Origin of the sequence: Flavobacterium sp. UBA5153 (assembly GCA_002413745.1) — a bacterium.
Classification (GTDB): domain Bacteria; phylum Bacteroidota; class Bacteroidia; order Flavobacteriales; family Flavobacteriaceae; genus Flavobacterium.
Genome location: DHXP01000009.1, coordinates 52,314 through 66,508, shown reverse-complemented (window position 1 = coordinate 66,508; position 14,195 = coordinate 52,314). Strand labels below are relative to the sequence as shown.

Here is a 14,195-nt window from a genome sequence, read left to right as displayed (position 1 = left end):
GAACTAAATGAAATATACAGCGGCATTATACTATAACGATTGGACTAAAATATACTAACCAATGGTATTAAATCAGGATTTTACATTTTTCTCCATCAAAAACAAATTCTTTTGGAACAAAAAAATGGATTCGAAACCAATCGAATCCATTTTATAGTATTTAGGCAAACTGAAAACTAGTGTTTCAAATCTGAAAATTTTGTGTCGGCAGCAAAGGATGAATTTGTTTTTTCAACAACTAATTCTTTGGCTAAAGAAAAATCAGCAGTTTTTTTGATATTTAAAGAGGAGGTTCCAATCGATACTTTATAAGAACCAGCTTCTGCAATCCAGGCATTTTTAGCTGTAACAAACGACGCTAAATTTTTAGGATTTAAAGTCAAAGTAATGGTTTGACTTTCTCCAGGTTGCAATAAATTAGTTTTGGCGAAAGCTTTCAATTCTGAACTTGGTTTGTCAGTGTTTTTAGATGGAGCAGACAAATACAATTGAACTACTTCTTTTCCAGCCGTTTTCCCCGTATTTTTTACTATTACAGTTACAGTCATTTTATTTGCAAAAGAACTTGAACTTAATTTCAAATCAGAAACATCGAAACTCGTATAAGACAATCCGTAACCAAATTCATAAGCAGGTTTTACGTTAAAGGTATTGTAATAACGGTAACCCACATAAATGCCTTCTTCATAAGTTACACTTGTAGGGTTTTCTGCAGGCGTTCCAATCCAGTTTTTAGCTGAAGGGGTGTCTTCATATTTAACCGGGAAAGTCATTGTCAATTTTCCGGACGGATTTGCTTTTCCAGAGAAAACATCGGCTACAGAATTTCCACCTTCCTGACCTGGCTGCCACGGTAAAAGGATCGCATCCACTTTATCTCTCCAACTGGCTGTTTCAATAACACCGCCAATATTTAAAACGACCACCACTTTTTTGCCTTTAGCATGAAAAGCTTCGGAAACATTGTTGATTAAGGCTAGTTCGTCAGCGGCCAAATTAAAATCATCTTCTACTTTTCTATCAGCTCCTTCACCAGCATTTCTTCCAATGGTTATTAAAGCAAGCTCTGATGAATTGGCCTTATTTTCGACAATTTCTTTGCTCAATTCCAATTCAGAAATTCGTTTTGGTGTCGCCAATAATCCACCATTTTTTTTACGACGTTGCATTTCTTTTTCTTTTTGATCCGCTGTGTAAGGTTTGTACAATCCTTCTAATTCAGCATCAATTGAAAATCCTGCATTGGCCAAACCATCAATTAATGAAATCGTATAAGCCTCATTTACATCGCCGCTTCCAGTTCCCCCGGAAATAAAATCATAAGAAGTTACGCCAAAAACCGCCAATGGTGAATTTTTTGATGTAAAAGGCAATACATTTTTATCATTTTTCAAAAGAATGGTTCCCTCATCGGCAGCTTGTCTTGTAACTTCGGCGTTAGCCTTCAAGTTTGGTTTGTTTGAATATTTGTAATTATTCATTGAAGGGGATCTCATTACCAATTCTAAAATTCGAGTTAAATCTTTATTCACAACTGCCGCAGACAATTTTCCGCTTTTCATGTTGTCTAAAATTGCTTGTTTTTGAGAATGTATTCCCGGCATCAATAAATCATTACCGGCCGTTAATTGAGCTGTTACATCACTAACTACATCTTTTGTGAAAGGTACTTTAAAGCTTTTGTAACCACCAAACCAATCGGTCATTACAACCCCTTTAAAACCCCATTCGTCTCTTAAAATTGTTGTCAATAAATCTTTTCTTTGAGAAGTATAAGTGCCATTAATAGAATTATAAGATGACATAATCGTCCAAGGTTGTGCTTCTTTTACTGCAATTTCAAATCCTCTTAAATAGATTTCACGCATAGCTCTTTCGCTAATATGCTCATTAATTCCCATACGATTGCGCTCCTGATTGTTGGCAGCAAAGTGTTTGATTGAAGTTCCAACTCCATTGGATTGAATACCGTTTACAATTGCTGCAGCAATTTTTCCGGTCAAAAAGGGATCTTCAGAATAATATTCAAAATTTCTTCCACACAATGGATTTCTGTGAATGTTCATTCCTGGACCAAGCAAAACATCTACACCATATTCTTTCACTTCATTACCCATCGCTTTTCCAACGCTATTGATTAATTCGGTATTCCAAGTGGATGCCAAAGACGTTCCAACAGGAAATGCGGTCGCATAATAGGTATTTGTATCATTATCTCTAGTTGGCTTAATTCGCAAACCTGCTGGGCCATCTGACAGAACAACGGAAGGAATTCCTAATCTTTTTAATTCAAAAGTTCCACCTGCAGCTCCAGGTACTTTTCCTTGAAAACTGCTAGGAACAAATTTACCTAAGGTGATATCAAAGCCTGGCATTCCAATTCCAATAAGCATACTTGCTTTTTCATCATCGGTCATTTGAGCCACAATCTTTTTGGCTTTTTGGCTGTAATCAGTTGTTTGTGCATAGGAATGAAATGACAGTAGGATTCCCATAAGAAGTAAATTGATTTTTTTCATTAGATTTTTTTATGTTAAGGAGGATTATTTAAATAGTAAATAGAATTATTAATTTCAAATCAAACAATATATTAGAAGTTTATGTAAAATAAAAAAAGTAGCTTTTACTAATTATACAAAAACCACTATAAATCTCAATCCATAATAAACACCGTCAATCCCCTTGCCCCATGAGCACCCAATACCAATGATTGCTCAATATCTGCTGTTTTGGAAGGGCCGGCTATGAATGTGCCAAAACCATATTCCTGGTTTCCGATGCGGTCATAGGCTTGGTGCATTGTCGCTAAAATATCTTTTTTATATACTACGATAGCCAAGTATTGTGGAATAAAGACAGAAACGCGTTGCCTTAATAAATCATCTGTTACCCAAAGTGCGGAGTTTTCGGCAACACCAAAATGTGCTTTAACCAAAGTCAATTCAACATCTTCCAAGGAATGGGGATCATCATTAAACCAATCCGTTGTTGCAATTTCGGCAAGTTCTGGAATGGTGGTAATCATCCGTTTTTCGGTGGCATAATTTTTCTTGACAAAATCAATTATTTCATCGTAATCTTTTACCTCGACAAAATCTCCTCCAATACTTTTTAAAACCGTTTTATACTTTTCGAGCAAGTCAAAAGTATCTAAGCCTAAAAGTACAAAAAGTTCTAAACTAGGCAATTCAGAAATTTTAGAAGGCTTATTTTGTTTTATTTTTTCTAAAATAGTGGCTCTGCTACTCATTTTTTTTGTCTTTAAATTCCTCGCCATTTTTCTGATACCATTCTCTAAATGATTCCTCAGGTGGAGCCGGCATTTCTCTTTGTTTGTACCAAGCATTAAAACGGTTATTTACTAGAAACGGCATGTTTATCATTACAAATCGACCCGCTTTTCCAGCCAAATTAAAAATAACAGAACTCGAAAGAACAGTTGCCATTCCTTTCATGGCAATGGTTTTGACTGTTGGAGTATATCCTTCTTTTACCAATACTTGGCGCCATTTGTACAATTGTTCGTGGATATCAATTTTCACGGGGCAAACATTGGTACACGAACCGCAAAGTGTGCTGGCAAATGGCAAATCGGCATTTTTACTCATATCAAGATTGGGAGCCAATATCGACCCAATAGGGCCTGCCACAGCAGTGTGATAACTATGTCCCCCGCTTCTTCTATAAACGGGACAAGTATTCATACAAGCGCCACAGCGAATACATTTCAATGAATTTCTAAAATCTTCTCTGCCCAATTGGGTGCTTCTGCCATTGTCCACAATAACAATATGCATTTCCTTGCCTTCCCTTGGTTTTTTGAAATGACTGGAAAAAGTGGTAATAGGTTGACCCGTGGCACTTCTCGCCAGTAATCTAAGAAAAACTCCCAGATGTTTTCGTTGTGGAATTATTTTTTCGAAACCCATACTGGCAATATGGATATCGGCAAGATGCACGCCCATATCTGCATTTCCTTCATTGGTGCAAACTACGATTTCTCCCGTTTCGGCAATGGCAAAATTGACTCCCGTCAACGCCACTTTTCTCGTGAGAAAAATATCCCTTAGATGCAATCGTGCCGCTTCGGTTAAATATTGTGGGTCGTTATTTCCTTTTTCAGTTCCAAGATACTTGTGAAAAGTCTCGCTTACATCTCCTTTTTTGAGGTGAATGGCGGGTAAAACAATATGGCTTGGTGGCTCATTTCTTAATTGAACAATGCGTTCTCCAAGATCAGAATCGATCACATCAATTCCTTTTTCGGATAAATATTCATTCAAATGACATTCTTCGGTAAGCATCGATTTGGACTTAACCATTTGCTTCACACCGTATTTTTCCATAATGGAATGAACTATTTTATTGTGCTCATCGCCATCCGCAGCCCAATGCACAATGATGCCATTTTTTAGGGCATTCGACTCAAATTCAAGCAAATAATCATGAATATTCGAAAGTACATTGTTTTTGATTTGTGAGGCCGTTTCTCTGAGCAATTCCCATTCCGGGATTTGAAAAGCCGCTTTGTCCCGTTTTTCACGGACAAACCAAAGCGTTTCATCGTGCCAGTCTACCCGTTTTACATCTTTATTAAAAATCGCTGCAGCCTCGCTATGTGACAAGTTATTTTTCATAATTTCGAGTTCAATATTTCGGCAATGTGAACCGTTTTTATTGGGCTATTTTGTCTTCTTAAAATGCCTTCTAAGTGCATTAAACAAGACATGTCAAAACCTGTGATGTATTCTACTCCTTGCTCTTCGTGGTCTTTGATGCGATCTTGTCCCATTTTTACCGAAATGGATTCTTCGGTTACACAGAAGGTGCCGCCAAAACCACAACACTCATCTTTTCTTTTCAAGGAAGCTAATTCGATTCCTTTTATGCCATTTAATAATTGTTCAGGTTTGGAGAAAAAAGGCGCGTTCAACTCACTCATTTGCGAAAGCTTTAATCCACGTTGTCCGTGGCAACTTTGGTGCAAACCCACTTTATGAGGAAAATTCCCTTCGATGGTTTCGACTTTTAAAATATCGGTGATAAACTCAGTTAATTCGAAAACTCTTTTCCTAATTTTAGCAGACAATTCTTCGTTTTTTTCATCGTGCAAATGTTCTTTGACATGCAAAACACAACTCCCCGAAGGACAAACAATATAATCAAACTCGGCAAAATTAGCAACGAAATTGGCATCACAGCCTTTGGTTAAATATTCATATCCACTGTTAGCCATCGGTTGTCCACAACAGGTTTGATTCATTGGAAAACTCACATCACAGCCTAATTTTTGCAATAATTCATAGGTGGCAATGCCCACTTTTGGGTAAAATTGGTCAACATAACAGGGTATAAAAAGTCCAATTTTCATTTTTAGTGTTTATAAAATTTTAAATCAATCAAATCGTTGGGAATCGGTTTAGGGTTCCAATTTTTATGAATGGCCAATGCTGCTCCCAAAGCGCTGGCTTGTGCCATTGAAGCGGCATACACTTCCATATCAGGGAAAGCCTCTGCCAGTAAATTCATAAAAATGGGATTTTTACTAAATCCACCATCTACAAATATTTTCTTAACAGGACTATTATGAATCACTAGATTAGTAGAAAAAATTTGCTTTTCAATTAAATCTAAAATTAATTGGTGATAAGCTATCTCGTAATTTTTATAATCACTCAACTTTCTACTTTCAAAACGACATTCTTTGAGAATATTAGAATTACTCAAAGTACCCGATTTATTTTTTTTATTAAAAGGTCTTAAATCTGCGATAATTTTTTTGTCATATAATACATTTTTAAACGTATCAAAAGGAACATCAAAATGAGTTGCTAGTCGTTTGGCTTGAATTTCATGTTCATTTCCAGAAAAAAGTCTCGCTGCTTTAACTGGTTTTTCGGTATATTGCAAGTAGCACAAACAATCGTTTTGCAATTCCTCAAACGTCAATCGCTTATTATTAAATGGATTTAGAGAAATACTCCAAGTTCCGGTTGACAATAAAACAAAAGGTTCCGTAAAATTAATGGTATACGGAATCATGGCAGAAGAACTGTCATGCAATCCAACACCAACTGAAATATCTCCATCAATTTTTATGGCATCTTTGGCGTAATGAAGTGGCGGTATTTTATCAATTATATGCTCTTTCTTCAGCCATTTATGATACTTCATCTTCTTAAAATTCCAAAGATTCGTATGGCATCCAATACTGGTAATATCGGTAAAACATTGCCCAGTTAAAATAAAACTTAAATATTGAGGCAGATGCAAACAACATTTTACTTTCTCAAACAATTCAGGTTGCTCTTCTTTTAACCTGTAAATTTGCATTCCGGAATTTAAACTTCCTAAAACAGGAGAAGCTGTTTTTACCGCAAAAACTTCTTCTCCTTTATATTTATCATAAAACTGCTTTTTTAAACCTTCCGGATAATTTTTAAGATAATTATACAAAGGGGTCAATATTTTTCCTTTGTCGTCAACATAAACAAAACTAGCACCATAAGCACTAAAATTTATGGCTTTAAGAATATATTCAGAGAGATTTTTTATCTCTGACAGTCTGTCTAGGATCCAGTTTTTAAGTAAATCAATATCTTCGCAGGGGAATCCATCTTCATCTACAGTCTCATCAAAATTTACTGATTTTTCCCAAACAATTTTATAATTCTCGTCAAACAGAAATACTTTTTTGTTAGTTTTACCAATATCAAAAATTGCTACTACATTCATTTTTGATGTTTTATAAGCCCGTTGCTATCGTTTTGAAACCCCTTTCTGTGATTAATCCATTCCTCACTTTGAGATCACGATACAATCCAACCGGATTCAAGGCAGCTCCTGAACGCAAACGCGCTTCGGCTACCAAGGCGCGAACATCCGTACGGAAAGCATTTTGTAAAATTTCTTGTGCAGTCACCACATCATTTTCATTCTGTGCAATTTCTAATGCTTTTCTGTCAACCGAAAGTGCTTGTGCATAAGCAACCATAATAGCTTCCACTGATTGTAATAAATCTTCCATAGGATCTTTTACATTATGCGAAGCATCAATCATCCAACCTAAATCTTTGGCGTGATTCATTCCTCTGGCATCCATTCCTTCCACCAATTCGTTGAAAATCAAGAACAATTGGTATGGTTTTAATGCACCGGCGGTCAAATCATCATCGCCGTATTTGGAATCATTGAAGTGGAAACCTCCTAATTTTTCTTCCATAAGCAATAAAGACACAATTTGTTCAATATTGGCATTCGGTAAATGATGACCTAAATCTACCAAAGTGAATGCTTTATCACCTAATTTTTTTACATAAGAATACGATTGTCCCCAATCAGCCACAGTTGTTGAATAAAAGTTCGGTTCGGCACATTTGTATTCTAAAAACATTTTCCAGTTGGACGGCAATGCGGCATAGATTTCTTCTAGGCTTTCCAAGGTATTTTGGTAGGCTTTACGGAAATTTAATTGTCCCGGAAAATTAGAACCGTCGGCAAGCCAAACCGTCAATGATTCAGAACCCAAGGCGATACCTTGCTGAATTACTTCGATATTGTGAGCAACTGCTTGTTTACGAACCGCTTTATTTACGTTTTGCAAAGAACCGTATTTATAAGAATATTCTTGAGTAGCTTGATCTTGGAAAGTATTCGAATTAACCGCATCAAATTTTAAATGGTGTTGTGCAGCTAAATTTTTTATGGCTTGGTGATCCGTTGGGATATCCCAGGGAATGTGCAATGAAATAGCACCAGACGCATTGTTTAATGCGTGTAACAAACCTACATCTTCTATTTTTTCTTCCAAAGAACGTGGTTCTCCACCACCCGGAAAACGACCAAATCGAGTGCCGCCTGTTCCTAAAGCCCATGATGGTATGGCGATTTGAAAATCAATTAATTTTTGAATAATATTTTCGGTTTCACCAATTTCGGATGCTGTGAAAACCAATTTATTTTTATGAGACTTTAGCAGGCCATCATTGTGTGAAGCTATTTTGTTTGATTCAATTAACATGGTGTTTTTTTTTTTAAGATAAATAAAAGACTTCTTTTAAAGGAGTGCTTATAGGGGAATTGTCAGGATTCGTTTCCATAATGTCACTCATATATTTCCACCATTTTTGCATGATGGGATGTTTGGGTAGTTCGTCCAGCAAAGCAGGATTTTCCATTTTTAAAACTCCAAACAAAGCATTTGTATCCGGATCTAAAAAAATAGAATAATCCTCCGCTCCGTTATTTTTTAGTAACTCTGTGAGTTCTGTCCAAATTTCATCGTGTCGGCGTTGGTACTCCTGAACCTGCCCCTGATGAAGCTGCATTTTGAAAGCTATTTTTTTCATACTATTTAGTATTGTTTACAAATTTAAAAAAAATCTAACGCCCGAGATATTCAGGCGTTAGAAAACAATAAACCAAACCAACTTAATTATCTATAAAAGCCCATCGCTACGCCGCCATCCACATTCAAGGCATTTCCTGTTGATTTGTTTAACAAACCGCCTACAAATGCAAAACAGGCATTGGCAATATCATCGGGCAATATAATTTCGTTCAATAAAGTACGTTTTGCATAGTAAGCAGGCAATTCTGCTACTGTGATTCCATACGCTTTGGCACGACCTTCAGCCCAACCGCCTGACCAAATATTCGAATCAGAAATCACGGCATCCGGATTTACCGTATTCACACGGATTTTATCCGCTCCTAATTCTGCTGCCATCAAACGGGTCAAATGTGCTTGCGCCGCTTTTGCCGATCCATAACCAGGGTTATTAGGTCCTGCAACCACCGCATTTTTGGAGACAATATTTACTATATCTCCTCCAAATCCTTGTTTGCGCATCACTTCTATTCCGGCTTTAGAAACAATAAATTGTCCTTTTACCAATATATCATACAATCTATCCCAGTCTTCCAAACTGTGTTCCGCAATAGATTTTGAGATGCTGATTCCTGCATTATTTACTACAATATCTACTCCTCCAAATGCCAAACAAGCGGCATCTAGGGCTTTTTCTGTGCTTTTTTCATCCGTTACATTCAGTAAAGTACTGGCAACAGTGTCTTTACCAAAAGTTTTGATAAAATCATTTGTAGCTCCTTCCAAACGTTCTACATTGATATCATTAATGACAACACATGCCCCTTCTTCTGCAAATTTCTTTGCAATTGCTTTTCCAATTCCGCCCGCAGAACCTGTAATCAATGCGATTCGTCCTGACAAAGCTTTTGGTTTAGGCATACGTTGTAATTTGGCTTCTTCTAACAACCAATATTCGATATCAAAAGCTTCCTGACGAGGCAACGAAGTATATTGGGAAACGGCCTCAGCTCCTTTCATCACATTCACCGCATTGATGTAATATTCTGATGCCAATCGAGCCATCGTTTTATCTTTTGCGAAAGTGAACATTCCCACTCCCGGGTATAAAATCACCACAGGATTTGGGTCACGCATTGCTGGTGAATTCGATTTCTTGCAAGTATTGTAATATTCCGAGTACATCGCACGGTAGGCTTCAAAAGCAGGAGTTAATTTTGCTTTAATTGCTTCCACATCCGATAAATCCTCATTCGGGTCTAATTCCAAAACCAAAGGACTAATTTTGGTACGCAAGAAATGGTCTGGACAAGAAGTCCCAAGTGGCGCCAGTTTCGCTAAATCATTCGAATTAATAAATTCCAACACTCTGGCATCATCGGTATAATGACCAATCATTTTGCGCTCTGACGAACAGAAACCACGCAATATCGGAGCAATTTTTGAAGCTTTCAACTGACGTGCCTCACTGTCTAGGCTTTCTATTTTTTGACCTCCAAAAACAGCACGGTTTACGCCATAATTGCTTTCAAGGTATTCAGCGCATTTTTCGGTTACTTCAAGTGTATTGATATAACTTTCATACGAAGTGTCTCCCCAAGTAAATAAACCGTGAGAACCTAGCATGATACCTTTTAATTTTTTACCTTTTTTGGCTGCTTCTTCTAAACAAGCTCTCAACTGAAGACCCAAGTCGAAACCCGGACGTTGCCATCCTACCCAACCAATTTCTCCGTCGAATAACTCTTCGGTGATTTTTGCGCCGTCTTTGGCTGCTGCAATAGCAATAGCCGCGTCAGGATGCAAGTGGTCAATATGTTTGAAAGGCAAGAAACCGTGTAATGGCGTGTCGATAGAAGGTGCTTTTGAACCTAAATCAAAAATACAGTGATTGAATAATTCGACCATTTCGTCCTCGAATTCGATTCCTCTATAAACGTTTTCAAGATTGAGAAGTCTTTCCAAGTAAAGTGCCGCACAACCTGATCTTGTCAATGTCCCGATGTCTCCGCCAGAGCCCTTGATCCACATTACTTCAGAATCGGCTCCTGTCAACGGATCTTTATCAGTGATTTTAACGGAAGTGTTTCCTCCTCCGTAGTTCGTTAATCTTAAATCGGCTCCCAATAAATTAGAACGATATATGAAAAGTGCTACTTCGTCTCCTGCTAATGCTGTGGCTTTAGCTTCATCCCAAAGGTAACTCACGTGTTGAAAATTCATGTTATTTGTTTTTATGTTTGACATATTGTTATTTAAAAATATTGTAAAAAAGTGTCCGAGATTTTAAATTATCAAAGTGAATTTCCTATTCCCACCAGTACAATTGACGACAGGATAAGAGCAATACCCCAAAGGAATGTCCTGAAAGTCTTTTTGGACACTCCGGACCATTCTTTTAAATAAAATCCCCAAAAGTTGGCCGTTAAAATAATGGTGGCCATATGCAAAATCCATGAACTAGCACCGTTACCGAGTTTACTTTCTCCCATTCCGTAGAAGAAGAATTGCAAAAACCACATAGTACCCGCGATTGCTGAAAACATAGTGTTTTTAGCGATTGGAGTTTTAGTGTTTGTATAATCTCCGAAAGTTTTGTTTTTGAAATTAAGATACATACACCATATGAAATTGGTGGTGAGTCCGCCCCAAAGCAGAACAACGTAGGTTACATTATTCTGGAATAGAGGATTGAAACCCTGTCTTACCGCTTCTTCTGCCATAGGCTTTCCTGCTTCAATTCCAAAATTGAAGAACGAGCTCAGAATCCCGGAAATGACAGCAATGATGAGTCCTTTGACCAAACTAAACTCTTTGACGCTATTTTTTTTATGCTCTTCTGTCAAATCAGCTTCTTTGAGTATTCCAGCTTTTCCAGAAATGGCAATACCAATCAAGCAAACCAAAACGCCCAACAAAACCAATCGGCCACCTGTACTGGAAAGCATATCGGTAAAAGAAATTTTGCCGGCAACCGGGTGAAAATTATAGTAAATCGAGGGTACCAATGCTCCAAATGCAGAACAAAAACCCAACACGATTGAATTGCCCAAAGACATTCCTAAATATCGAACTCCAAGACCATAAGTAAGTCCGCCAATTCCCCAAATCAATCCCATGGAATAGGTGAAAGCTTTTACAGTGGGAGCAGCGGCACTAATTATTTCGGCAAAACCAGGAATGGTTAAATACGCAGCTATTGGTGGGACAATAAGCCAAGAGAAAAATCCACCAACAATCCAGTAGCTTTCCCATGCCCAACCTTTTACCTTTTTAAAAGGCATATAAAAACTTCCTGAGGAGAACCCCCCTATCGAGTGAAAAAGAATACCGAGTAATGCTTCCATTTAATAATTTAATTTAATGTTAATGATCTGGTGTTGTAAAATAAGAGAATATCGAAAACAAAACTGTCCTGTACAATCCTTGTAAAACGCTTTTTTTTTATTTTTTAATTTATTTCCATTAGAAAAATACAGATAAATCCCTATTATATTTCCTTACAGCTTTTTATAAGGCAATATAAAAGTAATCATAAGAGATTCAACCATTGATAGAAGACATGGAATCTCCTTTTTTCAGGATATTTTGCTTTATAGCGTTCAGCACGGCATTAACTAGCTACCGGTCCTTTGGAGTAGCTGAGAGTTCATCAATTCTGAGACTATCAATTTTTGAGGTTTTTTTCATCGAAACTCTGAATTATAGAAATCAAATTAATATGATAATTTCATTTTTAAATGAAATAGTAATGCTAACCATCTTACTATAACCTGTTGGATGTAATTATTAAAAAAGCCAATTACATCCAACGGTTTATATATTAGTTATATTTCACAATCTTTTTTTCACCGTTTGCCATAGTGATGCTTACCGTATTTTCCTTTTCTGAATACTTAATTTTATTCACAGGCATCAGCTCTTTATCACTCCATTTTTCACCTGACTTTTTCCATAACATTAAAGTGGCGTAAATAGTTGATTGATCTTTTTGAGGTGTAAAATTATCGGCGACATTTATTACTGAACTTTCTTCACTTGAAGGATTTAAACCTTTAGCCGTAACAACTTCTGTTTTGTTCCACCCCAAAAGTGGAATCATTGCCAATTGATATTTTCCATTGTCAATAATTGTTGCTTGATGTCCTTTTATTTTAGTCACGGTAGTTTTGATTTCTCCATCCAACTTTGGCAAAGCATAATGCCCTAATCGCATAGCAATTGAGTCGGTACTACTATTTCTGTCCACTCTTAAAATTCCATTTGCCAATGGAATATCGGCCAAACTCATTTTTATATTCTCATTAGTTTCTAAAACCACATCACGATAATAAATACCGTTTTCAAACTTTTTGAAGGTAAATAATCGGAAGGGCTCCCATTCTTGGTTTTTGTTTTTGAAAACATAATCCATAGCTACTTCGCCATTCATACCATCAGCCTGCCAAGGAAAAGCACTGTTATAAGACAATCGATTATAATTTTCTGTTGATCGAAATCCTTGCCAATCATCTTTTTTCTTTGCGTGACACCAAGCCCTAATCTCTGAAGCTCCTATTTGTGGATAATCTGTAATCAAAATTTGTGAACCTTCTTGAAACGTATTATAAGCTTGGTCTTTTTTAAATTCGGTTTCCCAGTCTCCTTCATTTTCTTTTGCTGTCCAAAAAGGGTTATCATCTGGCAACAATAGTCCCAGAAAGGCTTTCCCCATCCAATATACACTTCCCCTACAACTATACACTTGTACGGCGGGTTCAAATGCTCCGTAAAAACCAAGTGTGGGCACATTGTCTTTCATGAATTCCGGGTGCTCCAGAAATTGTTTTAAAACTCCAGATGAAATTCTTCTTAACCAACCATTATTAACAATTGCATCCTTTTCCAAACCCATAAAAGGAAACGCAGCTATAGAAGCAATTCGATAACTAATACTACGTCCAAACATAATCATCTCCCCATTACGACTAAACATTAAAGGATAATTGGAATTGAGATCTTTAAAATTGTTTTTAAACTTTGAGGCATATTCCGGATAATATTTATTGCCAAAATATTCAGACCACAAGGCTCCATACAGTTGATAGCCCCACATACTATAATAATCATAAGCAGGATTATCGTTGTACCAACCGTCTCCTCTATAATCATCCAATGATTTTTGCAAATATTCAACTAACAATTTCTCATTAACGGGATAACCTTGATCTTTGAAAAAGCTCAACACAAAAATGTTAAAAAACTTCCAATTAGAAGATACCGTAGGTCCATCACCATAACTCAGCATAGATTTGGCCAATGCATCTTTCTGATCCTGTGGTAGTGGATTCCATAAAACTTCCGGATTCGTTAGCAATGAAATTGCTATAGCTCCATATTCTACCAGATTCTGACTCGGCCCTCCATTTTTTGGACGTGGTACAATATAAGAGGGACTGTTTGGATCGATTAATTTACTGAATTGATTTCTGTAATAATCAGCTACCTTAATATTATTAATCACTAAATTGGGATTTTCTTTTAGAAGCGGAGAGGCAATAAATAAAGTCCTACTCAAACCCTCTAATTTCTCTGTAGGCACTTTATTTTCATCTTGAGGATAACTTTTTCCCGGTTGTTTTGGGAACTTCATGGGATCATCCAGATTATGAATATAACTAAAAGCACCCTCCAGTAAATAAAGGGCAGCGTCCTTCCAGTGTTGCCTAGTCATTCCTGTATAGGGACTTAATTCGTAATCTGGGTTATTAATTTTAAAAACGTTATTGTTGGCTGGATTTTCAATCCTTTCTTTTTGTTGTGCAAATACCGGCAAGCACATCAGAAGCAACAAAATAAATGAAATACTGTTTTTCATAATACTGAT

10 protein-coding genes are annotated in these 14,195 nt (G+C 36.8%); all 10 read right to left on the bottom strand.

Annotated elements, in window-relative coordinates:
* Nucleotides 1–176: 176 nt before the first annotated feature.
* The 10 genes from B2145_RS01885 to B2145_RS01840 all read right to left on the bottom strand — a co-directional run bounded on the left by B2145_RS01885 (nucleotide 177) and on the right by B2145_RS01840 (nucleotide 14,186).
* The gene (locus B2145_RS01885) at nucleotides 177–2,519 is read right to left on the bottom strand and encodes a glycoside hydrolase family 3 N-terminal domain-containing protein (protein WP_291097544.1); all 2,343 of its coding nucleotides are present in this window, start codon (nucleotides 2,517–2,519) and stop codon (nucleotides 177–179) included.
* 134 nt (nucleotides 2,520–2,653) lie between these two features.
* The gene (locus B2145_RS01880) at nucleotides 2,654–3,250 is read right to left on the bottom strand and encodes a LutC/YkgG family protein (protein ID WP_291097542.1); all 597 of its coding nucleotides are present in this window, start codon (nucleotides 3,248–3,250) and stop codon (nucleotides 2,654–2,656) included.
* Nucleotides 3,243–4,637: a lactate utilization protein B gene (locus tag B2145_RS01875; protein ID WP_291097540.1), complete on the bottom strand. Its 1,395-nt coding sequence runs from the start codon at nucleotides 4,635–4,637 to the stop codon at nucleotides 3,243–3,245. The genes B2145_RS01880 and B2145_RS01875 overlap by 8 nt, the downstream gene beginning before the upstream one ends.
* The gene (locus tag B2145_RS01870; RefSeq protein WP_291097538.1) at nucleotides 4,634–5,371 is read right to left on the bottom strand and encodes a (Fe-S)-binding protein; all 738 of its coding nucleotides are present in this window, start codon (nucleotides 5,369–5,371) and stop codon (nucleotides 4,634–4,636) included. Before B2145_RS01870 ends, B2145_RS01875 begins: the two co-directional genes overlap by 4 nt.
* Nucleotides 5,372–5,373: 2 nt before the next feature.
* Nucleotides 5,374–6,735, bottom strand: a complete 1,362-nt coding sequence (locus B2145_RS01865) for an FGGY-family carbohydrate kinase (protein WP_291097536.1) — start codon at nucleotides 6,733–6,735, stop codon at nucleotides 5,374–5,376.
* A 10-nt stretch (nucleotides 6,736–6,745) separates the two neighbouring features.
* Nucleotides 6,746–8,020: a sugar isomerase gene (locus tag B2145_RS01860; RefSeq protein WP_291097534.1), complete on the bottom strand. Its 1,275-nt coding sequence runs from the start codon at nucleotides 8,018–8,020 to the stop codon at nucleotides 6,746–6,748.
* 13 nt (nucleotides 8,021–8,033) lie between these two features.
* Nucleotides 8,034–8,348, bottom strand: coding sequence for an L-rhamnose mutarotase (gene rhaM / locus B2145_RS01855; protein WP_291097532.1), 315 nt, complete (start codon nucleotides 8,346–8,348; stop codon nucleotides 8,034–8,036).
* A gap of 86 nt (nucleotides 8,349–8,434) precedes the next feature.
* Entirely contained in the window at nucleotides 8,435–10,576 is a 2,142-nt protein-coding gene (locus tag B2145_RS01850; protein ID WP_291097530.1) for a bifunctional aldolase/short-chain dehydrogenase, read from the bottom strand.
* Between the two features lie 47 nt (nucleotides 10,577–10,623).
* Nucleotides 10,624–11,676 (bottom strand): L-rhamnose/proton symporter RhaT, encoded by a 1,053-nt coding sequence (gene rhaT / locus B2145_RS01845; protein ID WP_291097528.1) that lies wholly within the window; start codon nucleotides 11,674–11,676, stop codon nucleotides 10,624–10,626.
* A 476-nt stretch (nucleotides 11,677–12,152) separates the two neighbouring features.
* On the bottom strand, nucleotides 12,153–14,186 hold the full coding sequence (locus B2145_RS01840) for a DUF2264 domain-containing protein (RefSeq protein WP_291097526.1): 2,034 nt from the start codon (nucleotides 14,184–14,186) through the stop codon (nucleotides 12,153–12,155).
* Nucleotides 14,187–14,195: the final 9 nt, after the last annotated feature.